The organism is Priestia sp. TRM10 (genome assembly GCF_057808375.1).
Window position 1 is genome coordinate 256,279 of record NZ_JBJZOT010000002.1, and the last position, 25,414, is coordinate 281,692.

The following is a 25,414-nucleotide window of genomic DNA, read 5'->3' on the forward strand; positions in this document are numbered from 1 at the left end:
CAGTTTTATAAAATCACACTGGAACACCAAATCATTTACTCTTACTGTATTTCTACCAATCGATGCGTTTTCCATCTCTAAAAAATTTCCCGTTAGGTCCTTCAGGTCCAATCGTCGCTAACCAAAGAATAGATTCGGCTGCTTGTTTAGGAGTTCTTGGAGCAGATGGTCCCCCCATATCTGAACTTACCCACCCCGGATCGACCGCATTTATTTTAATATCACCATTAATTTCTGCAGCTATTAATTGTGTCAATCCATTTAAAACAAGCTTAGACAATTTATATGCTCCTACTCCTTGATAAGACATTTCGCTTAACGCCCCATATTCTGAAGAAACATTAATTATTCTTCCATAACCTTGTTTTTCCATGATGGGAATGAAGGAACGGATGACATGGTAAGCGCCGAAGAAATTCGTTCCCATCGTTTTCTCCAGAACAGAAGGGTCCATAGCCACTAATTTTTTATTTTTATCCAAATACACGCCAGCATTGTTAATCAATACGTCTAATCTTTCATACTGCTCATTTATTGTAACCATAGCTTGGCGAATGCTTTCTTGATTATCTACATCCATCACTACAAACGACACATCAAGATTTGACTCCTTAAGTTTTTGCACAGCTTCATGGCCCATTTCTGGATCCCGACTCGCTAAAATGACTTTAAAACTATTCAACGCCAATTGTTTGACCAGTTCATATCCAATACCTCGATTCCCGCCGGTGACAAGTGCAACTTTAATATCCTTTGACATTTTAAATCCTCCATTCTTAGACTATTAATCTTATAATCTTTTGCTAGAGTAGATCTACACACCCTAGAAATTTAATAAAAGAAAATAGGACAGGGAACATAAATGAATCATGCACAGGGAGCTCTTAAAGAATGTTGAATGTATTCCTTATTTAGAAAGTTGTTTTATAGGATTATACATGTAGTTTCTCAACAGAATAAATGGCAAACTTAATAGCAATGATAATACACCCACTAATAAGATGTATTGTGTACCTAATCCTGATATAAATAATCCACCTACAGCTGTACCCATTGTTGTTCCTAAGTTAGCAGACGTTACAAACAATCCATTAGCGAAATCAGGAGCTTCTGGGGCTGCAGACGTAATCCAATATTGATTTATATTATTTCCTATACCAGCTAATATTACCCAAACTAAAGTCATGATAGCCATAGGTAAAGTAAATTGTCCGATTAAGAATAATATGATGTAAACGACTCCTAATACGAATGGGAAAGAAACAATAGATTTGATGGCATCTTTAGTGAGTAACTTTCCTGCCACAATGTTTCCAATAATGTTTGCCCCACCAAATAGAACTAACATGACACTAATGGATTTTCCAGAGATATTTGTAATCGTTCTAAGATACTCAGCAAGATAACTATATACTCCAAATATGGCTGAATTGATTAAAAGGACAGTAACAATGGAAAGCCAAGTAGGTGTTTTTTTTAATACGCTTACCTGTGCTCCGTAAGAAAGCCTTTCTTTAACTGGCATAGAAGGGAAAAATACTAAGGTAGCAATGAATACTAGAGCATTCACAATAGCAAAGAATAACATCGCTACTTGAAGCGAAACGGTACTAGCAAGAAGACTTGCGATAGGTACACCAAGCACCATACCTGCAGATACGCCCATAAGTACCTTAGCAACAGCTTTTGGAGCTTCTTCCTTGTGAACTAAATTAGCAGCTACTGTAAAAGCAGCTGAAAAATAAATGGGATGAAAAATGGCTGGAATTACACGAGCAAGGACTGCAATCGTGAAATTTGTTGCAAATAGAGAGACAATGTTACTTAAAATGAAGATACCCAGTACAAGTAACATGGCCTTCTTGCGATTTACCCCCGAAAATAATAATGGCATAATTAAACCACATATTGAAACCGTAAGTGCAAACACACTCACAAGTAATCCTGCTTTTGATACACTGACATCAAAGTGATTCGCAATGGAAGGTAATATCCCTATAATCCCCATTTCAGTATTTATAATGCCGAAAGTTCCTATGGTTAGTATAACTATTAATAAATTATTTCGTTTAGCCAAAAAAACAACTCCTATACTAGATATCTTATTTAGTTGGACGAATCATCATTTCGTTTAATGCAACCGTTTAATTACAGGCCCCAGTTATAAAACAAATTTTATTACCAAACAGGTTTTTCACCTCCCGTAATTATCATTAATATCATTTACACGAGTAAGTATAAAAGTTACAGTCAACTCTAACGCAAGAGAAAATTTTAGAAAAAACAAAAACCACCTGGATTTCATTTACATAGTTTGAAATCCAGGTGGTTTTCTATTAATTAGAACTCCGCTATTTTATCGTTTTTATGAATATCTTCCGTCCCAGCATCTAATGCAGTCTTATAATACCAGCGTTTATGATCGATGACTTCCATTGTTTTTTTTAGCTCTTCCATCTGTGCTTCTACTATAGCTTTTCGCTCCGTAAACATGTCATATCTTTGCTGCAACGTGGCATCCCCATCAGAACACCAATCAATGAAATCTTTAATTTCCTTAATAGGCATCCCAGTGGCTTTCAGACATTCAATTATTTTTAAAGCGTTGATGTCAGATTCTTTAAACATTCGTGTTCCATTTGGTGTCCGTTCTACAAAAGGCATAAGTCCTTCCTTGTCGTAGTAACGCAAGGTATATGGTGTAAGATTCAACTCTTTTGCAACTTCACTGATAGAATAGGTCTTCATCATTTATCTCCTCTTCTTAAATATTTACACTTCGAGTTAACTCTAATTTTCGCAAAATTTTATCATTGTATTTATGGAATGTCAAATTCAACTTATAGAGAAAAGTGAAATGGGCTCTATTTAGCGGAGGTTACTTTAGAAAATAAATGTAGCTATAATATAGGCTATCTTGATAGATGATATGAAACCTGGATGAGAAGGAATCTTCAAAAAATATAAATTAACTACTTGACTTAGAGTTAACTATAACCATTAACATTGCTTTGTAAGAGAATAAAGTAGGCAGGGAAATGAATAAAAGGGGATTTTAACATGAAAGGATGTCATTTAATATGTCAAATTATATTTTTGAGTTAAGCAATAAATTAACAAGGAAATCAGTTTCATACAACAACAGGTTTGGAATCAAAATTGCGGCAGATCTCTACTTGCCAAAAGACTTTGATAAGTCAAAGAAACACGCAGCCGTTATTATAGGGGCGCCTTATGGTGGTGTTAAAGAGCAGGGGTCGGGTATTTATGCTCAAAATATGACAGAGCGTGGTTTTGTAGCTCTTGCGTTTGACCCATCGTACAACGGATACAGTAGTGGAGAGCCACGGCACCTTTCTTCGCCTGATCTATTCGTAGAAGATTTCAGCGCAGCTGTTGATTATATAGGTACACGCCCGTTTGTAGATAGAAATCAAATTGGGGCCATTGGTATGTGTGGTAGTGGTGGTTTTGCAATCAGTGCAGCACAGGTCGATAGACGCATCAAGGCTATAGCTACAGTCAGCATGTATGATATGTCCCGTGTACAAGCCAACGGATTTAAGGATTCATTAACCGAAGAAGAGCGCAACAGAATACTTGATGAAATTGCCGAGCAACGCTATGCGGAGTTTGAGGGGAACGAGCCAGCGCTGACCCCACGAGGAGCTCCTATTGGATTTGACGATAATACAGACCCTATCGGTCGCGAGTTTGGCGAGTTCTATTCTACACCTCGTGGGTACCACCCAAACTCTATTACTCAATTTACCGTGACAAGCAGCATGTCGTTTATGAACTTTCCACTGCTTACGTACATTAAATCGATTTCGCCAAGACCTATTTTGTTCATCATGGGCGAGCGTGCTCACTCACGATATTTTAGTGAAGATGCCTACAAATTGGCGACAGATCCAAAAGAGCTGTACATCGTTCCAAATGCAGGACACGTTGATTTGTACGACAAAACGGATGTGATACCGTTCGACAAGTTAGAAGCTTTCTTTACCGAGAATCTGAAGTAACAATTGCTTCAAAGTAAAAGTGAGAATTTGTAAATGGAAAAGATGAACGTTAAAAAATGATAACATAGCGGGTTTACTTCCTAAGAATGGGGATAATAAAACACCATTCTTAGGGAATCCTTAAGTCGAATAAAATTTGTACTCAAAACATTTTCCTTAAAGTTAGCTCTAAGGTTTAAAGTTCAATACTTCTTTGAACATCAATTAACAGAGTTCTATCAACAAGCCTTTGATGCTCGTCTAGAAAAAGTTAAGCAATGGATTGAGATGGAAATGGAGAGAGAGAAAAGAATAATGGATGATGACTAAATTTAAATAATCGTCATTAAGGTGTCCAAGATTAGTCTTTTTTTATCCTAAAAAATAGCAAACTAATTTTAGTTTTAAAATTTTTATTTTGGTGTTTACTCCCTTTCTAAAGTGTTTAGAGGTTATTCTAGAGCCTTGTTTTTAATCATTAAGCACTCTATTACGCTGTTCTTAGTTTGAAATGGATTAAATTTATTCTTTTTCATTTTGAAAGATTAGGCTTTATACGTAGTTACCTTCCTTCTTTTTCCTTTCTCTTCCTCTTCTTTATAAAAATGTAGACAGACTCAGCAAAAAATACAAGGAGAAGAAAACAGAGAACAAATAATTCCATAACTTCCATTATACGAAAAGGGTTTACAGCATTGTACAATGCTTGAAAAACATCTAATCCTTGAAAAATATCGATGCTTAGAGATAAACCCATTAAACATCCTGTCATTAAAAGGGAAACACCTATGATTTTCATACTTATCACACTCCACTTAATAGAATTTTCCCTTTCCTCTAATATGATACAAATTTCTTTTGAGAAAATTTACATAAAAACCCCTTATATGGTTAAGGTAATAAAAAATAAAGGAAGGATGCCTTGATTTATGCCTTCGTTTTTTAAAAATCGAAAATCAAAAAATGACTCCCAACAGGATGCTGAAAATCAATCTGATAACAACTCAGTGGAAAATATAAACAGTTCCTTATCAGCGAATCTCGATACTATTAAACAGAAAACAGGAAACAGTTCAGACATCATCATTCGTCAATTAAAAATGGGGGAGAATTTTGATATTAAGATAGCCATTGTCTATGTAGAAGGAATTGTAGACAATCAATCTATTCAAGAGTTCTTACTCGAATCGATAATGAAAGACGATTATAAAGAAACAGTGAATCAGCAAAACGTGTTCGATCTGATTTCTGAAGATATGATTACAATCGGGAATGTATCATCTATTAATACCTGGAATGACCTGTTTTTATCCTTATTGGCAGGTGATACCCTTCTTCTAGTTGATAAAACAGATCAAGCACTAATTGTAGGGACAAAAGGCGGAGAGAGGCGTGCTATTACCGAATCAAGTACCCAGATGGTAGTACGTGGTCCAAAAGAAGCATTTACAGAGTCTATCGGAACCAACATAGCCATGGTACGTCGAATTATTAAAAGCCCGGATTTATGGGTTGAATCTATGAAAATTGGACGTGTAACCCAAACAGATATAACAATGATGTACTTACATGGCATTGCGAATGATCAAGTCATTGAAGAAATACGCCAACGATTACATAAGATTGATATTGATAGCATTTTAGAATCAGGCTATATTCAACAACTCATTGAAGATCAAACGATAACCACATTCCCCACTATTTACGATACCGAAAGACCAGATATAGTGGCAGGGAATCTCTTAGAGGGAAGGATTGCTATTTTCGTTGATGGAACGCCTTTTGTACTGATTGCTCCAGCTGTCTTTATCCAATTTTTCCAGTCGCCTGAGGACTATTATGTTCGTTTCGATATTTCGACATCGATTCGCTTTTTACGTGTTGTTATGTTTCTTATTTCACTTATCGCGCCAGCTGCCTATGTTGCTGTTACAACTTTTCACCAGGAGATGGTCCCAACACAGCTTATCGTAGCGATTGCAGCACAAAGGGAAGCTGTCCCTTTCCCAGCATTTGTAGAAGCTCTTCTCATGGAGGTCACCTTTGAAATCTTGCGAGAAGCAGGGATTCGGTTACCCAAAGCCATTGGTTCAGCTGTGTCCATTGTTGGTGCCCTTGTTATTGGGCAAGCTGCCGTTCAAGCTAGTATTGTGTCACCAGCTATGGTTATCATTGTATCCATAACGGCGATTGCTAATTTTGCTACACCTTCCTTTGCTATGGCTATTTCGATTCGCTTAATCCGTTTTCTGTTTATGATATGTGCAGCGGTATTTGGTTTCTACGGCATTATTCTGGCACTTCTTATGATGGTCGTCCATTTATGCAGTTTACGTTCATTTGGTATTCCCTATATGGCACCATTGGCTCCTTTCATACCATCAAACAATGAAGATACGGTTGTACGATTACCGTGGTGGACACTTAGAAAAAGACCGCGATTAATAAGTGCAAATACTAGGCGTGAAGGAACCAACCAGCGACCAAATCCTCCTTCATCGCGTGGTATGGTGAAGCGGAATCTTGAAGAAGGTGACAACAATGAAACGTAAAGGGGCTTTTCTCTTATTAATGATGGCGGTGACCATCTTGCTAACAAGTTGTTGGAGTAAAAAGGAGTTAACAGACCTTGCTATTGTGGCAGCAATGGGAGTTGATAAAACAAAAGATGGAAGATACAACCTAACATATCAAATTATTAACCCTGGGAACGTGGCTGGAGGTACACAAGGCAGCGGAGGCGATATACAAAATCCCCCTGTTACCGTCTATTCAGCTTCAGGGAACAATATAGTCGAAACAAGCAGACGGGCTTCAAGCAGAATTTCTCGGAGATTGTATTATGCTCATACAAACTTAGTCATCGTTGGGGAAAGTCTTGCAAGGGAAGAAGGGATTGAGGTATTAATGGATGCTTTTGATCGGGATGCTGAATTTCGGACTACCTCAACTCTTGTCATTGCTAACCACTCCACTGCTGCGGATTTAATTAAAACACTAACTCCTGTTGATAAGATTCCAGCAAATAAAGTGCTGAAAACTTTAGAATTCACAGAAAGACAATGGGGAGAGAATGTAAAAGTTTCACTCCAAGATGTAATGAAAGGACTGCAATCTTCCAAAGAGGAAACAGTCGTATCTGGATTTCGTATGGTGGGAAACCCTAAACAAGCACGGATGCTAGAAAACCTTCAAGAAAGTGCACCTGAAGCAACGCTTCGAGCTTCCGGAATTGCTGTTTTAAAACAAGGAAAATTAGTGGATTGGCTGTATGGAAAAACAGCAAGAGGAACGGTATGGATTTTAGATAAAATACAAGGAACGGCTATTAATGTTGATTGGGAAGGAAAAAAAGCAGCAATAGCCTATAAAACCGTCCGTCAAAAAACAGATGTGTCTGCCAAAGTGAAGGATGGTCACCCTCACATTTCGATTCATGCTCGTGTTGAAGGAGATATTGGTGAAATGAAGATACCTATTGATATCACCAATACAAAGGTCATTACAAAGATTGAACAGTCTTTGAGAAAAGAAATTAAAAACGAGTTAAAAGAAGCCATTAAACATGCTCAGAAAAACAAAACAGATATCCTTGGTTTTGGTGAAGTTGTCCACCGTTCGAGACCAAATGAATGGAAAAAAATAAAATCTGAATGGAGCGATGTGTATTTTCCGAATTTAGATGTAGATATTACCGTGGAGGCCTATATCCGTCGTACTGGCTTACGAAACAAGTCGTTTCTTTCAGGTGTAAAAGAGAACCAGGAGTAAAGAAAGGTACCAATGGAATGGAGTAAGCCAAAATTAGGGCGACTCAGCTCTTTATCTTAATGATTGTGTTTGAACTGAGTGCTATGTTCATGCCCTTTTCCATGAGAGCAAAGCGCGAGGTGCCTGGCTGAAGATTTTATTTGGAATAGTAACGGTTTGGTTCTATTTTTAATCTATCATAAACTTTATTGGTAATATTCCGATTTTTCGCCTCCAGAATACATGCAAAAGTCTTAAATGAGGTGATGGGAACCTTACTTGTCTTTATTTACATTTTCGGAGGATAAAAGAGAAGCGAAAGCAGAGAAAAGGAGGTGGAAGGTGAGTGGAAAAAGCCAAAATTAGTGCCAGTCAGCTCTTTGTTTTAATGGTCCTATTTGAACTAGGTAGTTCTTTACTTGTCCCTCTTGCCATGGATGCAAAACAGGACGCTTGGCTTGCGATTCTACTTGGAATGATAGGCAGTTTGGTTTTATTTTTAATCTACCACAAGCTTTACTTCTATTATCCAAATCTCTTGCCTACGGAGTACATGCAAAAAATCTTAGGTAAAGTGATGGGAACAGTACTTGCCTTTATCTACATGCTTTACTTTATGTATGATGCATCAAGAATTCTACGTGATTTTGGGGAAATGTTACTAACCTTTGCCTATCCTGATACGCCTTTATTTATCGCAAATGCTTTATTAATGCTTGTCATTATTTATATGGTTCGAAAAGGAATTGAAGTTATCGCGCGCTCAGGCGAGGTCCTTTTTATACCGATGTATATCCTTGCTGTCACTGGATTTATTCTCATTGTGAGTTCTGGTTTAATCGATTTTACCAACTTACAACCAGTACTCGAAGAAGGGATGTTACCCGTCTTAAAAGTTGTCGTTACTCAAACCTTATATTTTCCGTTTGCAGAAGCTATTGTGTTTACGATGATTTTTCCTTATTTAAATAATCCTAAGAAGGCAAAAGTGACCATGTTATGTGCAACAGGATTAAGTGGCATCAATTTGGTGATTACGATGATCATTAATGTTAGTGTGCTTGGAGTGGATTTGACAGCACGTTCACAATTCCCTCTTCTTAGTACTGTACAAAGCATCCAGGTTGCTGATTTCTTGGAACGTCTTGATGTATTTTTTATGATCGCCTTAGTAATTGGTATTTTTTTTAAGATTAGCGTGTTATTTTATGCAGCTGTTATAGGCACGGCTAGTTTATTTAACATTGAATCACCTTCCCGACTATCATACCCTTTAGGCATAGCTATTCTTTTCTTATCCATCACGATTGCGAGTAACGTCCAGGAACACCTCCATGAGGGACTGAAGATAACCATGTTTGTTCTTCATATTCCTCTCCTAGTAATAATTCCTTTCCTTCTTCTTATTGTTGCTTTCTTAAAAAATAGGAAGAAACAGAGGGAATAATGCATCATTTTGCCGAACATGAAGTTATTAAAGGTTTATAACAAATAAATCTTTTAAGAAGTAGAGAGTCAGGGGATGATTAAAAGTATCCTTTTCTCTCCATATGAACGATGAGGTGCTTTTTATGTATACTTGGTTTTATGATCATTTCATTAACACTGTTATTTTCCCACTTAGCTGTTTAGTGCTGGTTACCATTGTTTTAAGCATGTATGCATACTTTAAATTAAAGAAAACAAATAAATAGTAGTTCACCTTTAAATGGCTTCTCCTCTATTTCATTTGGTTTATCATCTGTTGGACTATAAAAACCAGTTACTTCATTAGGAAGACTCATTGAATAGCTCCTTTCCACAACCCCATGTATATTTTATATGGCGAAAGGATTCGATTCTAGTTAACGTAAAGCACGTTCGAGGAAATTAAATATATTATTTAGGAATAGAGATGTTATGTTAAAATTTACATAAAAAGTTAGCAGGAGACCTAACGGATATATCATTATTATTTCTATTTGCAATTACAATACATAATCTTGAAGAAGCAGTTTGACTAACGAGACAGTCTCGAAAATGAAGAAAAAATTAAAATGACTAAGAAAATAAGGTAAGACCAATTTTTATTTGCTTTATTTGTAATTCCTTCGCTTGTTTGTCTTACAATCGTCTTTTGTGATTTATTTCCAAATAATTTCTTTTTAATCTACATTTATTTTGGATTTTTAGGTTCAATGATCATAAATATTATTTTCCCACACTTACTTATGATAATTATAGAAAAGGCTATTCACCTGGTCTTTTAACAGGCGTAAGTGTTATCATTCCAATTCATTTTCTGATTATAAAAATATAGAAGTAATTAATCTTAAAGCCCTCCTAGGAGGAGTTATTGTCCTTTTTAAGTAAGTATATAAGTTGTATAGCATATTCAAATAAAACGCTATTATTTTTTCGCAAAGTTAGATTAGTCAATTGTTAAAATGAAAAAAACTCTATAATATAAACATGTATAGCTATTAGTAAGTTTTTTTGAGTGAAAAAACTTATTACGTAAGGAGAGTTAAATTTGAAAAAGAAACAAAGCACTGCAATAGAAGTAGCTAAGTTAGCTAACGTCTCACAATCAACTGTCTCCAGAGTATTTACTCCAGGTGCAAAGGTATCGCCTAGGACACAAAAACGAGTGCTGGATGCAGCTAAAAAAATAGGATATCGTCCAAATGCCTTAGCAAGAGGGTTAATAACTAATAAAACTAATATAATTGGTCTTGTAATGGGAAATATCCAAAATCCTTTTTATCCAGAAATTCTAGATAAATTAACCAAAAGTTTATATGAAAGAGGATATCATGTCCTTTTTTTCCATACAAAGAATGATGAAATTGACCAAGACGAAGTATCTCAATTTCTTGAATACAATGTAGAGGGTGTAATAATGACGGACGTTTTATTATCTTCAAGTGTCGTCTCCAGACTTTCGACACATGATATACCTATTGTCCTTTTTAATAGATATACTCAAGATTCTTCCTGTCATTCTGTATGTTGTGATAATTACTCTGCCGGAAAGAAAATTGCGGAATATCTATTTAAACAAGAGCATCGAAAATTCACTTATATTTCTGGTCGTATAAATACATCAACAAGTCGTGACCGGGAGAAGGGATTTGTTGAGTTCCTTACACAAAAAGGCATAAAACCTATCGTGGAAGAAGGAGATTATACTTATGAAGCTGGGTACAATGTAGCTATGCGCTTATTAAAAGGTAGTAATCGTCCAGATGCAATTTTTTGTGCAAATGATATTATGGCATTAGGAGTAATAGATGCCGCTAAAAACTTAGGGATATCTATTCCAAATGATTTATCAATTATAGGGTTTGATGATATTGCAATGGCTTCTTGGCCTCTATATTCCTTAACAACCTGGCAGCAACCAGTGAATGAAATGATTGAAGAAACTATTAATATATTATTAAATAGAGTTGAGGAAGAAACTACAAAACCTAAATGCCTATTTCTTTCGGGTTCACTTATTGAAAGAAAATCTGTAAAGTTATTAAAAGAATAGTTGACAATGAAAGGGTTATCATTCATACTAATCAACAAACAGAATAGTGTGAATGATATGAAAAAATGCATACGTATTCATATTCTGATTTGATTCAAATCAAAGCATACTATATGTTGGTTAATTGTAAGAAACATACATTAATTGCTTTCTAAAACAAAATGAATACGTATGCAAAAAGAGGGGAGAGTTTTATTATGGTGCGAATTTTCAAACAGGGGAAAAGCCAGGAAGAGATTGCTCAAAATGATATGCAAATATCAACAACAGTAAGTCAAACAATTAAAAAAGTTGAAGATGAAGGGGACGCTGCGGTCAGAGAATTATCCAGCAAGTTCGATAATTGGTCTCCAGAAAGTTTTAGGTTAACAAATCAACAAATTATTGAAATTGTAAATAGCGTGCCAGAACAAATTATTGAAGATATTAAGTTTGCTCAAAGTAATGTAAGGAAATTTGCTGAAGAACAGAGAAAGTCTATGTTAGACATTGAAGTAGAAACATTACCAGGTGTTATTCTTGGTCACAAAAACATTCCAGTAGGGAGTGTTGGCTGTTATATTCCTGGTGGACGTTATCCTATGGTTGCTTCTGCACATATGAGTGTGTTAACAGCCAAAGTAGCTGGAGTAAAACGAGTGATTGCTTGCACTCCACCTATTGCTGGAGAAATTCCTGCAGCTACAGTTACAGCTATGCATCTAGCAGGGGCTGATGAAATTTATATTCTTGGAGGTATTCAAGCAATGGCTGCAATGGCTGTTGGTACAGAAACAATCGAACCGGTGGATATGCTGGTAGGTCCAGGTAATGCATATGTAGCAGAAGCAAAACGTCAATTATATGGTCGGGTGGGAATTGACCTCTTTGCAGGGCCTACAGAAACATTAGTAGTTGCTGATGAAACTGCAGATGCAGAAATGATTGCAACTGACCTTTTGGGACAGGGAGAGCACGGTCCAACTTCACCAGGAGCATTGATTACAACATCTGAAAAATTAGCTCAAGAAACTGTAGACGAAATTGAACGTCAGCTACAAAACCTTCCAACGGCTGATGTAGCACGAGTTTCCTGGGAAGATTACGGAAGAATCATCATTGTTGAAAATGAGCAGGAAGCTTTAACAGAAGCTGATAAACTGGCTTTTGAACACGTGGAAATTTTAACAAAAAATCCAGATTATTTCTTGAAAAATATGAATAATTATGGATGCTTATTCCTTGGACCAGAAACAAATGTAGCATATGGTGATAAAGTAATTGGTACAAATCATACCCTTCCAACAAAAGGCGCAGCACGCTATACCGGTGGACTTTGGGTAGGGAAGTTTTTGAAAACATGCACGTATCAAAAAGTTACAGAAGAGGCAAGCGTCCAAATCGGTGAATATGCAGCACGTCTTTGTCAACTAGAGAATTTTTCTGGTCATGCGGAACAAGCCCTTCTTCGTGTCCGTCGTTATGGAAAAGTAACAGCCAAATAACTAATAAAAAGGATGCATAAACTTCTTATGTATCCTTTTTAACTAAGTACTTACTATTGTAGATATAATCTTATAAATATTTATTTATCATTGAAATGTTTGAAAGCGTTTGCTTTTTAGTGAAATCATTTACAAAAAAACATTTAAGTATACTACTTTTAATCATCGTTCATTTCAATGTTACAGGGGAAACGTACAATAAGCTTACAGAAATATTTTTGCCGTAACTATTATTAAAACACTTGCATGTTTTTTTATCATCCTTGTCTACAGTTTAACTGGTTTAGTTTAATAATAGAGATTATTGGATTAATAGACTCATAATCAAAATATATAAAATTTTTCCTATGCAATAGGAGGGGACACTAATGGGGTATTTTGATGAACTTAAAGGTAAGAAGATATTAATTACTGGAGGAAGTAAAGGAATCGGCAAAGATATTGCTTTGGAGTTTGCTAAGTTAGGAGCCGATACCGTTATTACAGGTCGTAATGAAGGAGATTTAGTCTCAACTACAAACGAATTAAAACAGATTCATTCCGGCTCTTTTTACTTAAAGGCGGATATGCAAAACATACCAAATGTGTATGACATGGTAGATGAAGCAGTTTCCACATTGGGAGGAATTGATATACTCGTAAACAATGCTGGGGTTAATATTCCTAAACCAGCACTAGAAGTGACAGAAGAAGACTGGGACCAAGTTATAGACACTAATTTAAAAGGAACTTTTTTCTGTGCACAACGAGTGGGGAAATACATGATAGAACAAGGGGGAGGACGAATTATTAATATGGTTTCTCAAATGGCCTTTGTGGGTTATATTAAACGTTCTGCCTATTGTTCTAGTAAAGGGGGCGCAGTTCAATTAACAAAAGCACTTGCAATTGAATGGGCTCCATATAATGTGAAGGTAAATGCAGTTGCTCCTACTTTTATTGAAACAGATTTTACGAAAAAAATGTTTGAAAACCAGGAATTTTATCAGGATGTTATTGGGCGAATCCCTCTAGGGAAATTAGCTCAACCATCCGATGTTACAGGAGCAGTTGTCTTTTTAGCTTCTGACTTAGCTCAGTTTATAACAGGGGAAACAATTAAAGTGGATGGAGGTTGGACAGCGATATGAGCGCCTCTAAAGAAAAACTGGCAATACTAGGGTCTGGTACAATGGGACATTCTATAGCTTTATGTGCAGCTATGGCTGGCTTCAACGTAAAAGCTTGGGGAATAGATGACGAGGATATTCAACGTGGAAAGGAAGGTGTTGGGGAAAAATTAAATGTGTTAACAACATATGAAGTAGTGGATTCTAGTGAAACGAAAAGTATAAAATCTCGTATTCATTTTACGACTTCTTTAAAAGAATGTGTAAATGAAGTAAGCTTCATTATTGAGGGAATTCCAGAAAACTTGAGTTTAAAGCAAAAAATGTTCCAAGAATTAGATGTCTTATGCTCCCCAAACGTAATACTGGCTAGTAACACATCTGGTTTGAGTCCGACAGACATTGCTTCCCTTACATCGTATCCAGAAAGGACATTAGTTACTCACTTTTGGAATCCTGGTCATTTAATTCCTCTTGTAGAAATCATACGTGGAGAACATACCTCAAAAGAGACTGTTGATCGAACAATGGAATTACTTAAGCATATGAATAAAAAGCCAATTGTCGTTAAAAAAGATATTCTTGGTTCAATTGGAAATCGATTGCAATATGCTTTGTTCCGTGAAGCTCAATATATTCTTGAACAAGGAGTGGCTTCCATAGAAGATATTGATAAAGCTGTCTGTTATAGTATAGGAAGACGCCTATCAGTGACAGGGCCATTTATGACAGCTGATATGGGAGGACTCGATGTATTTGATTCCATATCATCCTATCTATTTCCTGATTTAAGTAAACATGAGGAATCGTTTAACATGATGAAAAACCTTGTGGATGAGGGGAATTATGGCCAAAAAACAGGTAAGGGATTTTATCAATGGTCTCAAGATCAATCTAAGAAAATGAACGAAGAACGTGAACAACAACTTATTTATTGGTTGAAAAGAGATTTAGTAGCACTTAAAAAAGACGGTTTTGTCGAAACAGAAAATTAACGGAAATAAAAATAAGCCAAGGGTTGCGGAGAATTTAGAATGAAGAAGAGTATCTAAATATAGATCGTTATATAGTAAAAAGAGAAGAGCTTCCCTTCTCTTTTTTAATTTAATCCTGTTTTCACGCTTTTAAAAACTTGAGGCATGCAATTTACAAGGCTACTTTCATATTTATCTATGTATAAGATATGCATTTCTAGTTAACATAAAATATGTTAAAAAACGTGGTGCCTGAGACAACTGAAATACTAAAAACGAATATAGAATCCATCACTATGAAGTAGAAGTAGTTAATATTAATAAGGTTTAGGATTTCTCGATATTTTAAAGGACCTATAAATTTCTATCTAATAACGCTCCTACCTGTCTAGCTACAACTTCAGGGGATGAAGACTCTTTGTTTTTAAACCACTATTCCACTATCCCAACAATAGCTGTTCCGAAAAATTGAAGGATTATTTATTCATTATTGGGTAGTTTTCCGTGAAATCAGTAAACAAGATAAAATATAAAAAGATTTAATGGAGGTTTGACAATGCAATATGAAGCTAAAACTCCAAAAGAATATTTTGAACTACTAGACGATGACTGGAGAAAAGAGAAGCTATTAATTGTAAGAGAATTTATTTTAGAAAATGCGCCAGAACTTGAGGAGGGCATCCAATACAAAATGCTTTGTTATGGTAGTGAAACCTCCAAATTATTTCATTTGAATGCTCAAAAATCTTATGTGAGTCTATACGTGGGCAACATTGAAAAAATAGAAGATGCCAATAAGTTTCTGAGCGGATTGGATTATGGAAAAGGGTGTATACGCATAAAAAAATCAGTTGATTTGCATGATAGTGGACTTGAAGATTTTGTGAAAAAGACTATATTTATTTGGAGAGCGGGCGATGATACTTCTTGTTAGAACTACTTTGAATTTCAAAGAGTGTTAGGGGTATTTTTTCATTCCAAATTCGTATTTATGGATAGCGTTTTTCAAGAAGATATCAAATAAAAGAAAGACGAGCACCTTTACTATAATCTCGTCTCATATAATCAAGATTTACATCCTAGTACTTTAATGATTAATAGTGGGGGCGTGGAAAATAAGTTATTGACTGCTTCCCTTAAACGTGCACTGCATAATCAGAAAAACTAACAGTCAGAAAAAATCCTGTTCTTCAAAGAACAGGATTTTTTCTGACTAAGTTTTTAGTTAACCTAAGCTAAATTATAAGGGAGTCCCTTATTTAAAAATGATCTCTTGTATCAGAATATAAATCCATTATGCTTGTTGGCATCCCTACATCACATGTTAGAAAGATTTTTATATTGATTTTCTCTCTTCATCTTTTAATATTTGAACAATTTCTTTTGCTTTGGCTAGATGAATCCCTTCGATCAGACTATGGTTTTTTCGCACAGCGGTACCAAAATGATAATACCCTGTTTTTACTGTTGAATGAACAGAAAGAATATTGCTTGTATTTAATCCACCTCCAACCAAAATTGAAATATGCTTACATACTGGTTTCATTTTCTGAATAGTTTGCAAGCGACTGGAAACTTCATCATTTCCACCAGAAGTTAAAATAGTTGTTATTTCTTTGTATTGGGCTAATGTTTGAGCCGCTTGAACAGGACTAGTTGTACAATCAATTGCTCGATGAAATGTAACTTCTATACCGTCGCATTCCATTAATAACTCTTCAAGCATGTGTTGGTTGACTTCATGTTTCTCATTCAACACTCCTAGTACAACACCATTTGCACCTAATGAACGAATTATTTTTATATCATTTTTCATGATCGAAAAGTCGTCATGAGAGTAACAAAATGATTGGCTATGTGGCCGTACCATCACATTGACTGGAATGTTTACACGGTTAACTACGGCTTCGATTAAGGAGTGACTTGGTGTTAAGCCTCCTTCTGTTAAAGCGGATACTAACTCAATCCGATCCGCCCCCGATTGTTCAATTAATAGAGCATCTTCTAACGTTGTCGCAATAAATTCTATGAACATAGTCTCAACCTTCCTTTTATGCTGATTCTTTCTCTGCTTTATCCTTTTGATAATAAAAGACTTTAATAAAAGGATACCATATTAACTTTCCTTCGATTGAGAAAGCAACATTTAAATTTCAAATGATATTGTCTTATATATCCTTAAAAATATAACGAATGATTTTCTGCCTTAAGTGAGTTGTTAGAATACTATCACATCATGCAATGATGCCTTCATGTTTTTATTGTTTATAACTTTTTTTATTGCAAATGCAATAAAAATAAGTTAAATTTAATATATGCTTTTTTATTGCATTTGCAACAAATTATGTACTAAGGAGTGAATTATGAAGGAGATTCTTCGTGAAATTGGAATGATAGCAAGGGCCTTAGATTCTATAAGTAATATAGAATTTAAAGAATATGACCTTACAAAAGGGCAGTATTTATACCTTGTGCGAATATGTGAAAACCCAGGAATCATTCAAGAAAAGTTAGTTGAGATGATAAAAGTAGATCGAACCACAGCCTCTCGTGCTATAAAAAAACTTGAAATGAATGGCTTTATTGAAAAGAAAGAAGATAAACATAACAAAAAAATTAAAAAACTCTTTCCAACAGAGAAAGGGAAAAAGGTATATCCATTTATAAAAAGAGAAAATGATTATTCCAATATCGTTGCCTTAGAGGGATTATCCGAAAGAGAAGTAGAAACCATTTTTCATCTTCTTCAAAGAGTAAGAAAAAATATAGAAAAAGACTGGGAGCTTGTAAAAAAAGGCAACAAGAGAAATTATTGATAACCTAAAGGAGCGACTGATTGTAATGGTGATAAATATAAAAAAATGTACCCTTGAAGATTTACGAAAACTTCAAGAAATTAGTTATGAAACATTTAATGAAACTTTTAAGCATCAGAATTCACCTGAAAATATGGAAGCCTATTTGGAAAAGGCTTTTAACTTAGAACAAGTAGAGAAAGAATTATCTAATACGTCTTCACATTTCTTTTTTGTTTATGTTGATAACGAAATTGCAGGCTATTTAAAGGTCAATACCGATGATGCTCAGTCTGAAGAGATGGGGGATGAATCCCTTGAAATTGAAAGGATTTATATAAAGAATAACTTTCAAAAACATGGGCTTGGTAAATATCTATTCAATAAAGCAATAGATATGGCAATGGAACATAATAAAAAGAAAATCTGGCTAGGCGTATGGGAGAAAAATGAAAATGCCCTCATCTTTTATAAGAAAATGGGATTTATTCAAACTGGAGCCCACTCTTTTTATATGGGGGATGAAGAGCAAGTAGACTTTATAATGGTGAAAACACTCGTATAACTTCTTTTTGAGAGGAGAAGTGGCTAATTATGTATATTCCAAAATATTTTAAAGTCACAAATGTCGATGAAATATGGGGATTTGTTCAAGAAAACTCCTTTGGCATGTTGGTCACAACAAAACACGGGAAACCCATTGCCACTCATTTGCCCTTGCAGTTAGTGAAAGAAGGAGATACTTACTATATAACAGGGCATGTCGCTTATGGGAACCCTCAATGGAGAACATTTGAAACCTGTGAAAATGTATTGGTGATGTTCCAAGGACCACACGCTTATATCTCTTCTTCTTGGTACAAGCAGGAAAATGTGCCAACATGGAACTATCAAGCTGTACATGTATATGGTATAGCTTGCATTTTGAACGAAGAAGAGTTAAAACAGGACCTGACAAAGTTGTTGCAAAAATACGAAAAACATCGTAAGAATCCTGTTTTATGGGATAAGCTTTCTCCTGAAGTTTTAGAAAAAGAACTAAAAGGGATTGTTGGATTTAAGATTAAAGTACAAGAAATTCAAGCTGCCAATAAACTAAGTCAAAATCGTAGTGAAGGGGACTATCAGAACATCGTTAATAGACTCTATGAAGAAAAGACTTTAAATTCTCAACAAATGGCACAATTGATGGAGAGGAAGTTAAAAAAGGACAAATAAGTATAATAAAAAGTCTGATCGTCCTAAAAAACTGATTAATTTTCTAAAGTAAGATCATTATTTATAGACTGCACGGTAAAAACCGTTCAGTCTATTTTTTCATCAATAGTGTAGGGTATATTCTATTAAAATAGTTGTTGTACTTCTGAATAAATAGGAATAAAGTGAGAAACCTTTCCTCTTCAGTAGCAAGAATTACATTACTGAAAAGGAAAGGTTTTGTGGCGTATATTCATTTTTAGAAATGTAATTTAAAACCGTAAATAATTGAAACAAGCAGTGCAGTTACTACGATTCCAGGAAGAAGATTAGCCACTTTGATGTTGGTAATCCCTACTAAATTTGAACCAATGGCAATAATCATAATTCCACCAGTAGCGGTCATTTCTGTAATAAAACTATTCATTAAAGCATGAGGAATAAAACGCTCAATTTGAGTTGCAAAAATAGCAATTGAACCTTCATATAAAATGACCGGAATTGCAGAAAATAAAACCCCAATCCCTAGGGTTGTAGTCAATATTAATGCTACAAATGTATCTATAATCGTTTTTGTATATAACACATCATGATTACCTCTAATTCCGCTATCTAAAGCACCAATGATACCCATTGCTCCAACGACGAATACTAAAGTACCTGTTATAAATCCTTGAGATATACTTCCTTCTTTGCTTGAGCCGATTTTTTTCTCTAACCAACCTCCTATGTTAGTTAGTTTATCTTCCAAGGCAAATAACTCCCCAATTACTGCCCCTATAGCAAGACTTAAAATCACGATAAGGAAATTCTCACTTTTAAATCCCATTTGTACTCCCATAACGATAATGGCTAAACCCATTACATTCATGACAGTGTGCTTCATGCTATCTGGTATACGACGAAGTAGACTCCCTACTAAAGTACCGATACTTACACCTATTCCATTTACTAAAGCCCCTATTAAAATCACTTTCTTTCACCTGTCCGTTTCTATACAGTTGTATTTTCTCAAATTATAGAGGTAAACTACATATAAATAAAATCAAAGTTTTCAATATTTAACATGAATAAAATTTATGGATAGGAATGATAAAAATGAGTCTTGCCAAATATGAAGTTTTTGACACTGTTGTTGAGCTGGGTAATCTAACCAAAGCTGCGGAAGCTTTAAATTTAACTCAGTCTGCTGTTAGTTATTCTATCGCAAATCTTGAAGCTGAACTTGGCTTTCCTTTACTTATTAGAAGTCGGTCTGGTATTACTTTAACAAGCAATGGGCAGAGGATCTTAAAATATATACGAACAATTCTACATTGGGATGAAAAAATGAAGCAAGAAGCCTCCTGTATCAATGGACTTGAAGTTGGTTCAGTTCGGATAGGAGCCTTTACAAGTGTTTGTATTCAATGGCTTCCTAGATGGATAAAGCATTTTAAACAAGAGCATCCCTTTATAGAAATTAATATTTTACAGGGAGGTTATCAAGATATTGAACAATGGATTGCTAATGGAGTTGTAGATTTTGGTTTTGTTAGCTTACCTACGTTAGAAGGTTTTGAAACGATATCTCTAAAAAAAGACAGACTGGTTTGTATCCTTCCATACAATCATCCTCTGAGTAATCAAGAGAAAATCCGTATTGAACAATTAGAGAATGAATCCTTTATCATACAAAAGTCTGGTTATGACCATGATATAAAACGTATATTTAAAGAGACCGGTGTTACTCTTAAAAACGCATTCGAGATGGCTGATGACCAAGCTATTATAGCCATGGTGGAAAATGAACTAGGTGTGAGCGTCATTCCTGAATTAGTTCTGCAAGGTCTGCCGCATAACGTTACCATTCTTAATATAGAGCCAGAACAACATCGATTTATCAGCATTGCTGCACCATCCCTAAAAGAAATTTCTCCTGCTGCCAAAAAGTTTATTGAATATATAAAACCGTTGTTAAAGTCAAACTAAATCTATCTAATTATGTATACGGTATTTTTATGAAGTTAACATAACAGCTCTTATCGCTAGTCATTTTAGGAGCGAATGCATTTTTTTGTAAAAGAAGAAAAGTTATGAAAGAATCATATTTTTACCTTATAATTTAGGAAACCACTTGAGAGAATGGTAATAGATGAACTTTCAAAATAAATTCTTAATGATTAACATTAGGTTTTAATACTCTTACGGCCTATAAAAATGTTAAAATATATATGTTAACCTGGTTAGTGTAATAGATTTGCACTTGCTAATAAAAGCATCATGCTTAAACTTACGGAGGGAATTAATAAAATGAAAAAAGTGTTAGCAGCTTTACTTACGGCAGTACTTGTATTTTTACCTGTTGGAAACTTTGCTTTCCAAGATCATTCAACAACAGTGGAAGCAAAATCTTACAGGTCAGGAAAAAAAAGTTTTAACAACGATAACAACAGTACGAATAACAATTTAAATTTCCAAAAGAAAAAAGAAGACTCTACTACAACAAATAAATCGACAAATGCTAAAAATAACAAAGGCGGTTTTATGTCGGGTGGTCTAATGAAAGGTCTCATGATAGGTGGACTTGCTGGATTATTATTTGGTAGCCTATTCGCAAATATGGGGATATTAGGATCTATCTTAGGTTTACTAATTAATGTTCTAGCAATTGTTGTTTTAATTGCTGTTATTCGCAAAGTTTTTGTGTTTTTCAGAGATAAAAAGAAAAAGAAGGATACTAATCCATGGGGAGCTTAAGCATTTCTGAGCAAGATATTATTAATGCTCTTTGTGTTTATATCTCTCAAAAAAAGCAAATAAAGCCTCAAGAAGTCGAAGTAGAGCTTATGTATGATAATAGCTACGGATTTTCTGCGGAAGCTTTCGTAGACGGACGAAAGCAAGTTTTAATTACTGCAAACTTAATTGAAGCTATTCGATTATGGCTTGACGAATATTTGAACAGAGATCCTTACGCTGACATCAAGCTAGTGCTAGATGATGAAGAAGGTATTATTGCACTAATCAATTGATAAATGGAAGATGATTAGAATAAAAGGTTTTGCTGTAGTAAGAGGCAGGGGAGTTAGGGGAACAATTTATATTTTTATCTAAATTCAGGAAAGTAAAATGAGCACAAACTTGTTCAGTGACAACAAGTCTGTGCTTTTTCTTTTCTGTTAATGCAAGTTACTATAAACGAGCTAATAATAGGGCTTGTTATTAACAATAAAATTTTACAATACAACTGGTCAAAAAATTGAAATGAGCTCTTTTGTATATGAATGGCGTTCTTCATTAAATAAGTGTTCATTATCGAATTGATCAACAAGTTTGCCATCTTTCATGACCATAATCCGTTGACTCATTTCTTTGACAGCAGCAAGATCATGTGAAATAAACAAGTATGAAAGATTTAATGCTTTACGAAGATCTGTTAATAAAGTAAGTATTGCTCCTTGAGAGATAACGTCAAGACTTGCTGTGGGCTCATCTAAGACAATAAATTCAGGTTCAATACTAATAGCACGGGCAATTGTTACACGTTGTCGCTGACCTCCACTTAGTTCGTGAGGATATCGATCTGCCAAGCTAGATGGTAACTCAACGACTTCAAGAAGCTGCTTTATAAAAGCATCCTTTGAAGTACAGGAAAAATGTATAAGATTAAGGTCATTCTTAAATTGAGCATAAGGATCAATAAGTGAATCTTTTATTTTAAGTTTTGGATTTAAAGAGGCTGAAGGGTTTTGTAGCACAATTTGAATCTTTCTTCGATAAGGATATAACTGTCGATCATTCAATTGCTCAATTGCCTTATCCTTAAAATAAATTGATCCGCTATCAATCGGTTCAATTCGGAGTAGGCAGCGGGCTAATGTGCTCTTACCACAGCCACTTTCACCGACAAGACCTAGACATTCTCCCTTGTTCAGTTCAAACGAGATGTTATCAAGAATGTTTTTCTTACCCTGATATGATTTTTTTAATTCGTGTACAGTAAGTAAATTCATTTGTTTTCAACCTCCGGTAAACCTGAAGGGAGCCCACGTCCAAGTGTAGGAGCTGCTTGAATTAATTGCTTGGTATATTCATGCCTTGGATGATCAAGTATACGATGTTTATTACCTGATTCAACAATTTCCCCTTCCTTCATCACTGCTAAGCGAGTTGCATATCTTTTAACATGTCGCCAATCATGAGTAATAAATAATATGGTACATCCTTTTTCTTTTTGCCGTTTGTCAAGTAATTCTAAAATTCGGTGTCCAGAAACACTATCAAGCGCAGTTGTTATTTCATCTGCAATTAATAAATCTGGAGATAGTAAAAGTGCCAATGCAATTGAGACACGTTGAAGTTGTCCACCACTTAATTGAAAGGGATATCGATTGTATAGTGTTTCGTCTAGCCCAACAGCTTCAAGTTCTTCCTTTGCATTTAATTCGCGGGTTTTTGGGTCATGAATCCCATGCGCTTTCTGGTATTCTTCGAAATGTTGAGAAATGGTACGGAATGGTGTAAAAGAACCTTGATAATCTTGAAAAATATAAGAAATTTTTTGACCACGTACTGTTTGAATTTGCTTTGGTGCGAATTCAAGTAAGTTCTTTCCTTTAAAAAAAATCTTTCCTTCTATCTGTAAATTAGAATGAAGAAGTTGTCCAATTGACTGGGATAATAGACTTTTTCCACTTCCACTTTGCCCGACAAGAGCATACCATTCTCCTTTGCGAATCGAAAGGGACACGTTATTAACAATTTTCTTTTCTCTACTGCTAATGGATACTCTTTCAATCGATAAAATCATTTTCGTATCTCCTTTTTTACATCAAAATGATCACGTAAATAGTCTCCTAGCATGTTAGTCAGTAATACTACGACTACAATGGCTAAACCAGGGTATATCATTAATTCAGGTTTTGACTCAAAATAGGGACGTGAGTCGTTTAGCATTGCTCCCCATTCAGGAGTTGGTGGTTGTGCTCCTAGCCCTATATATGAGAGAGAGGAAATGAGAAGAATAATTTTACCTAAATCAAGACTTGCCAAAACAAGAACGTTTCCTACAATATGGGGAAATAAATGCTTCTGCATAATTTTAATTGAAGATAGTCCGTTGATTTTCGCAACCAACACATAATCTTTTTGGGATTCTGATAAAACTGTGCTACGGACTAGACGAGCATAACTTACCCATTTAACCAACACGATAGCAAGGACAAGGTTACCTATCCCAGGTCCGAGCAAACCACTTAAGACAATAGCAACAATTGTATCAGGGAAGGCTAAAAATCCATCGGCAATTCTCATAAATATCCGATCAACTAGCCCACGTTTATATCCTGAAATAAGACCAAAGGGGATTCCAATAAGGAGAGCAACAATGAGTGCTAAAGAACTATACCCAATTGTCTGAATCCCGCCTAACAATAGCCTAGTCAACACATCTCTACCAAGATGGTCTGTACCAAGTGGGTGCTGAAAGCTCACTTCTTGGAGACGTTCATCAAGATTTGTTAATGTAGGATCATGCTTTAAAAAGTAAAAAGTATAAATAGAGACTAAAATTATAAAGACAATGGATAGCAACCCAATTATCCCTTGCCAGACAGGCTTTTTTTCATTAAACAAATGCATAGAAAGACCTTTCATCTATTACTCTCCGTTTCTTTTAATTTCATTTCTGGGTTCAAATATCGATAAGACAAATCTACACATGTATTTACAATAAAAACCACAGCAGACATGATTAAAATATATCCTTGTATGAGTGGATAATCTCGTTGGCGTATTGCATCAACTACAAGTTTTCCTATACCCGGATATGCAAATAGAACTTCAATCACCACTACACCACCAATTAAGCTTCCCAAACTTACCCCAAATACAGTAATAACCGGAGGGAGACTATGTCGAAATGCATGGACTAAAAAGATTCGTTTATCTGACAGACCACGAGCTCTTGCTGAACGAATAAATTCTTGACCAAGAGAATCAAGTAAGCTTGAACGAAGCAAGCGGACATATACACTAGAAATAGCTAAACCAAGTGTCAGCGATGGTAAGATTAATGAGGATAGTCCATCTCTTCCCATTGTTGGAAGCCAACTAAAATGTACACTAATTAAATCAATAAAAATAAGACCTAACCAAAAACTAGGTATAGCTGCTCCAATAATTGATAGTATTCTACTAATCTGATCAATCCAACTATCCCGATACAGAGCTGATAAGGAACCTAATGGAATCGATACTGCCAACATAACGATCATTGACCCAATTGTTAATTCAACTGTAGCGGGAAGACCAGTTAAAATCATCTCTATTACAGGTTGACCAGTAACATACGACTGACCGAAATCAAGTTGAATAAAATTAAGAAGCCAATACCCGTATTGAACGAGTAAAGGCTTGTTGAATCCCATTTCTTCTCTCAACATTTCCACCTGTTCTTGACTAACAGATAGTTCATCAACATTCAGAATAGTCAACACGGGATCCCCAGGTGCAAGCCTAATAAATAAAAAGCTTACAAAGGTAATAAACAACATAAAAATAAAAACTTCAAGAAACTTCCGAACAATAATTTGAATCATCTA

25 protein-coding genes are annotated in these 25,414 nt (G+C 35.2%); 15 read left to right on the top strand and 10 right to left on the bottom strand.

Going from position 1 to position 25,414, the window contains the following annotated elements:
* Positions 1–52: 52 nt before the first annotated feature.
* From ACK3CR_RS01300 to ACK3CR_RS01310, 3 genes are all read right to left on the bottom strand, one after another.
* Positions 53–760 (bottom strand): SDR family oxidoreductase, encoded by a 708-nt coding sequence (locus ACK3CR_RS01300; RefSeq protein ID WP_243509701.1) that lies wholly within the window; start codon positions 758–760, stop codon positions 53–55.
* Between the two features lie 147 nt (positions 761–907).
* Entirely contained in the window at positions 908–2,077 is a 1,170-nt protein-coding gene (locus ACK3CR_RS01305) for an MFS transporter (protein ID WP_488974603.1), read from the bottom strand.
* 263 nt (positions 2,078–2,340) lie between these two features.
* Complete coding sequence (locus tag ACK3CR_RS01310) at positions 2,341–2,748, bottom strand: MerR family transcriptional regulator (protein WP_243520854.1); 408 nt, start codon at positions 2,746–2,748, stop codon at positions 2,341–2,343.
* Positions 2,749–3,080: 332 nt separating this feature from the next.
* Here ACK3CR_RS01310 and ACK3CR_RS01315 point away from each other — a divergent pair, with 332 nt between their 5' ends.
* Entirely contained in the window at positions 3,081–4,025 is a 945-nt protein-coding gene (locus ACK3CR_RS01315) for an alpha/beta hydrolase (protein WP_488974604.1), read from the top strand.
* 541 nt (positions 4,026–4,566) lie between these two features.
* Here ACK3CR_RS01315 and ACK3CR_RS01320 read toward each other — a convergent pair.
* Positions 4,567–4,803 carry a YczF family membrane protein gene (locus ACK3CR_RS01320; RefSeq protein WP_243509698.1) on the bottom strand — a complete coding sequence of 79 codons (237 nt, stop codon included), beginning with the start codon at positions 4,801–4,803 and terminating at the stop codon, positions 4,567–4,569.
* Positions 4,804–4,933: 130 nt separating this feature from the next.
* On the opposite strand from ACK3CR_RS01320, the gene ACK3CR_RS01325 reads away from it, so the two are divergent.
* The 8 genes from ACK3CR_RS01325 to ACK3CR_RS01360 all read left to right on the top strand — a co-directional run bounded on the left by ACK3CR_RS01325 (position 4,934) and on the right by ACK3CR_RS01360 (position 15,772).
* On the top strand, positions 4,934–6,556 hold the full coding sequence (locus ACK3CR_RS01325; protein WP_243509697.1) for a spore germination protein: 1,623 nt from the start codon (positions 4,934–4,936) through the stop codon (positions 6,554–6,556).
* The gene (locus ACK3CR_RS01330; RefSeq protein WP_328124526.1) at positions 6,546–7,775 is read left to right on the top strand and encodes a Ger(x)C family spore germination protein; all 1,230 of its coding nucleotides are present in this window, start codon (positions 6,546–6,548) and stop codon (positions 7,773–7,775) included. The genes ACK3CR_RS01325 and ACK3CR_RS01330 overlap by 11 nt, the downstream gene beginning before the upstream one ends.
* A 325-nt stretch (positions 7,776–8,100) precedes the next feature.
* Positions 8,101–9,201, top strand: a complete 1,101-nt coding sequence (locus ACK3CR_RS01335; RefSeq protein WP_243509693.1) for a GerAB/ArcD/ProY family transporter — start codon at positions 8,101–8,103, stop codon at positions 9,199–9,201.
* 1,065 nt (positions 9,202–10,266) lie between these two features.
* Positions 10,267–11,271, top strand: a complete 1,005-nt coding sequence (locus ACK3CR_RS01340; RefSeq protein ID WP_328124527.1) for a LacI family DNA-binding transcriptional regulator — start codon at positions 10,267–10,269, stop codon at positions 11,269–11,271.
* A gap of 197 nt (positions 11,272–11,468) precedes the next feature.
* Positions 11,469–12,755, top strand: a complete 1,287-nt coding sequence (gene hisD, locus ACK3CR_RS01345; RefSeq protein WP_243509689.1) for a histidinol dehydrogenase — start codon at positions 11,469–11,471, stop codon at positions 12,753–12,755.
* Between the two features lie 368 nt (positions 12,756–13,123).
* On the top strand, positions 13,124–13,885 hold the full coding sequence (locus ACK3CR_RS01350; protein WP_243509687.1) for an SDR family NAD(P)-dependent oxidoreductase: 762 nt from the start codon (positions 13,124–13,126) through the stop codon (positions 13,883–13,885).
* The gene (locus ACK3CR_RS01355) at positions 13,882–14,859 is read left to right on the top strand and encodes a 3-hydroxyacyl-CoA dehydrogenase family protein (protein ID WP_328124532.1); all 978 of its coding nucleotides are present in this window, start codon (positions 13,882–13,884) and stop codon (positions 14,857–14,859) included. Before ACK3CR_RS01350 ends, ACK3CR_RS01355 begins: the two co-directional genes overlap by 4 nt.
* 535 nt (positions 14,860–15,394) lie before the next feature.
* Positions 15,395–15,772 carry an iron chaperone gene (locus ACK3CR_RS01360; RefSeq protein ID WP_243509683.1) on the top strand — a complete coding sequence of 126 codons (378 nt, stop codon included), beginning with the start codon at positions 15,395–15,397 and terminating at the stop codon, positions 15,770–15,772.
* A 402-nt stretch (positions 15,773–16,174) separates the two neighbouring features.
* On the opposite strand, the gene ACK3CR_RS01365 is transcribed toward ACK3CR_RS01360, so the two are convergent.
* Entirely contained in the window at positions 16,175–16,873 is a 699-nt protein-coding gene (locus ACK3CR_RS01365) for a copper homeostasis protein CutC (protein WP_243509680.1), read from the bottom strand.
* A gap of 328 nt (positions 16,874–17,201) precedes the next feature.
* Between ACK3CR_RS01365 and ACK3CR_RS01370 the strand changes: the two genes are divergently transcribed.
* The 3 genes from ACK3CR_RS01370 to ACK3CR_RS01380 are packed head-to-tail and all read left to right on the top strand — an operon-like array spanning position 17,202 to position 18,851.
* A complete protein-coding gene (locus ACK3CR_RS01370; protein ID WP_328124537.1) occupies positions 17,202–17,654 on the top strand; it encodes a MarR family winged helix-turn-helix transcriptional regulator in 453 nt (150 codons plus the stop codon).
* Positions 17,655–17,679: 25 nt separating this feature from the next.
* Entirely contained in the window at positions 17,680–18,198 is a 519-nt protein-coding gene (gene paiA, locus ACK3CR_RS01375; RefSeq protein WP_328124539.1) for a spermidine/spermine N(1)-acetyltransferase, read from the top strand.
* Between the two features lie 29 nt (positions 18,199–18,227).
* Complete coding sequence (locus ACK3CR_RS01380) at positions 18,228–18,851, top strand: FMN-binding negative transcriptional regulator (RefSeq protein ID WP_328124540.1); 624 nt, start codon at positions 18,228–18,230, stop codon at positions 18,849–18,851.
* Between the two features lie 238 nt (positions 18,852–19,089).
* Here ACK3CR_RS01380 and ACK3CR_RS01385 read toward each other — a convergent pair whose 3' ends face one another.
* Complete coding sequence (locus tag ACK3CR_RS01385) at positions 19,090–19,803, bottom strand: DUF554 domain-containing protein (RefSeq protein ID WP_243509672.1); 714 nt, start codon at positions 19,801–19,803, stop codon at positions 19,090–19,092.
* A 125-nt stretch (positions 19,804–19,928) separates the two neighbouring features.
* Here ACK3CR_RS01385 and ACK3CR_RS01390 point away from each other — a divergent pair, with 125 nt between their 5' ends.
* From ACK3CR_RS01390 to ACK3CR_RS01400, 3 genes are all read left to right on the top strand, one after another.
* On the top strand, positions 19,929–20,801 hold the full coding sequence (locus tag ACK3CR_RS01390; RefSeq protein WP_328124543.1) for a LysR family transcriptional regulator: 873 nt from the start codon (positions 19,929–19,931) through the stop codon (positions 20,799–20,801).
* Between the two features lie 321 nt (positions 20,802–21,122).
* On the top strand, positions 21,123–21,569 hold the full coding sequence (locus ACK3CR_RS01395) for a hypothetical protein (RefSeq protein ID WP_243509667.1): 447 nt from the start codon (positions 21,123–21,125) through the stop codon (positions 21,567–21,569).
* Positions 21,557–21,844 carry a YxcD family protein gene (locus tag ACK3CR_RS01400; protein ID WP_243509665.1) on the top strand — a complete coding sequence of 96 codons (288 nt, stop codon included), beginning with the start codon at positions 21,557–21,559 and terminating at the stop codon, positions 21,842–21,844. Before ACK3CR_RS01395 ends, ACK3CR_RS01400 begins: the two co-directional genes overlap by 13 nt.
* 219 nt (positions 21,845–22,063) lie before the next feature.
* On the opposite strand, the gene ACK3CR_RS01405 is transcribed toward ACK3CR_RS01400, so the two are convergent.
* From ACK3CR_RS01405 to nikB, 4 genes are read right to left on the bottom strand one after another with little or no spacing between them, the layout of a single operon-like run.
* Positions 22,064–22,825, bottom strand: coding sequence for an ABC transporter ATP-binding protein (locus ACK3CR_RS01405; RefSeq protein WP_430238639.1), 762 nt, complete (start codon positions 22,823–22,825; stop codon positions 22,064–22,066).
* Positions 22,822–23,622: an ATP-binding cassette domain-containing protein gene (locus tag ACK3CR_RS01410; protein WP_243509661.1), complete on the bottom strand. Its 801-nt coding sequence runs from the start codon at positions 23,620–23,622 to the stop codon at positions 22,822–22,824. The genes ACK3CR_RS01405 and ACK3CR_RS01410 overlap by 4 nt, the downstream gene beginning before the upstream one ends.
* Positions 23,619–24,467: a nickel transporter permease gene (gene nikC / locus ACK3CR_RS01415; RefSeq protein ID WP_430238637.1), complete on the bottom strand. Its 849-nt coding sequence runs from the start codon at positions 24,465–24,467 to the stop codon at positions 23,619–23,621. The genes ACK3CR_RS01410 and nikC overlap by 4 nt, the downstream gene beginning before the upstream one ends.
* The gene (nikB, locus tag ACK3CR_RS01420; protein ID WP_328124552.1) at positions 24,464–25,411 is read right to left on the bottom strand and encodes a nickel ABC transporter permease; all 948 of its coding nucleotides are present in this window, start codon (positions 25,409–25,411) and stop codon (positions 24,464–24,466) included. The genes nikC and nikB overlap by 4 nt, the downstream gene beginning before the upstream one ends.
* Between the last annotated feature and the right edge of the window lie 3 nt (positions 25,412–25,414).

Coding starts and splice junctions, on each gene's coding strand:
- ACK3CR_RS01300 (WP_243509701.1), bottom strand. CDS start 760: ATGTCAAAGGATATTAAAGTTGCACTTGTCACCGGCGGGAATCGAGGT.
- ACK3CR_RS01310 (WP_243520854.1), bottom strand. CDS start 2,748: ATGAAGACCTATTCTATCAGTGAAGTTGCAAAAGAGTTGAATCTTACA.
- ACK3CR_RS01315 (WP_488974604.1), top strand. CDS start 3,081: ATGTCAAATTATATTTTTGAGTTAAGCAATAAATTAACAAGGAAATCA.
- ACK3CR_RS01320 (WP_243509698.1), bottom strand. CDS start 4,803: ATGAAAATCATAGGTGTTTCCCTTTTAATGACAGGATGTTTAATGGGT.
- ACK3CR_RS01325 (WP_243509697.1), top strand. CDS start 4,934: ATGCCTTCGTTTTTTAAAAATCGAAAATCAAAAAATGACTCCCAACAG.
- ACK3CR_RS01330 (WP_328124526.1), top strand. CDS start 6,546: ATGAAACGTAAAGGGGCTTTTCTCTTATTAATGATGGCGGTGACCATC.
- hisD (WP_243509689.1), top strand. CDS start 11,469: ATGGTGCGAATTTTCAAACAGGGGAAAAGCCAGGAAGAGATTGCTCAA.
- ACK3CR_RS01350 (WP_243509687.1), top strand. CDS start 13,124: ATGGGGTATTTTGATGAACTTAAAGGTAAGAAGATATTAATTACTGGA.
- ACK3CR_RS01355 (WP_328124532.1), top strand. CDS start 13,882: ATGAGCGCCTCTAAAGAAAAACTGGCAATACTAGGGTCTGGTACAATG.
- ACK3CR_RS01360 (WP_243509683.1), top strand. CDS start 15,395: ATGCAATATGAAGCTAAAACTCCAAAAGAATATTTTGAACTACTAGAC.
- ACK3CR_RS01365 (WP_243509680.1), bottom strand. CDS start 16,873: ATGTTCATAGAATTTATTGCGACAACGTTAGAAGATGCTCTATTAATT.
- ACK3CR_RS01370 (WP_328124537.1), top strand. CDS start 17,202: ATGAAGGAGATTCTTCGTGAAATTGGAATGATAGCAAGGGCCTTAGAT.
- paiA (WP_328124539.1), top strand. CDS start 17,680: ATGGTGATAAATATAAAAAAATGTACCCTTGAAGATTTACGAAAACTT.
- ACK3CR_RS01380 (WP_328124540.1), top strand. CDS start 18,228: ATGTATATTCCAAAATATTTTAAAGTCACAAATGTCGATGAAATATGG.
- ACK3CR_RS01390 (WP_328124543.1), top strand. CDS start 19,929: ATGAGTCTTGCCAAATATGAAGTTTTTGACACTGTTGTTGAGCTGGGT.
- ACK3CR_RS01395 (WP_243509667.1), top strand. CDS start 21,123: ATGAAAAAAGTGTTAGCAGCTTTACTTACGGCAGTACTTGTATTTTTA.
- ACK3CR_RS01400 (WP_243509665.1), top strand. CDS start 21,557: ATGGGGAGCTTAAGCATTTCTGAGCAAGATATTATTAATGCTCTTTGT.
- ACK3CR_RS01405 (WP_430238639.1), bottom strand. CDS start 22,825: ATGAATTTACTTACTGTACACGAATTAAAAAAATCATATCAGGGTAAG.
- ACK3CR_RS01410 (WP_243509661.1), bottom strand. CDS start 23,622: ATGATTTTATCGATTGAAAGAGTATCCATTAGCAGTAGAGAAAAGAAA.
- nikC (WP_430238637.1), bottom strand. CDS start 24,467: ATGAAAGGTCTTTCTATGCATTTGTTTAATGAAAAAAAGCCTGTCTGG.
- nikB (WP_328124552.1), bottom strand. CDS start 25,411: ATGATTCAAATTATTGTTCGGAAGTTTCTTGAAGTTTTTATTTTTATG.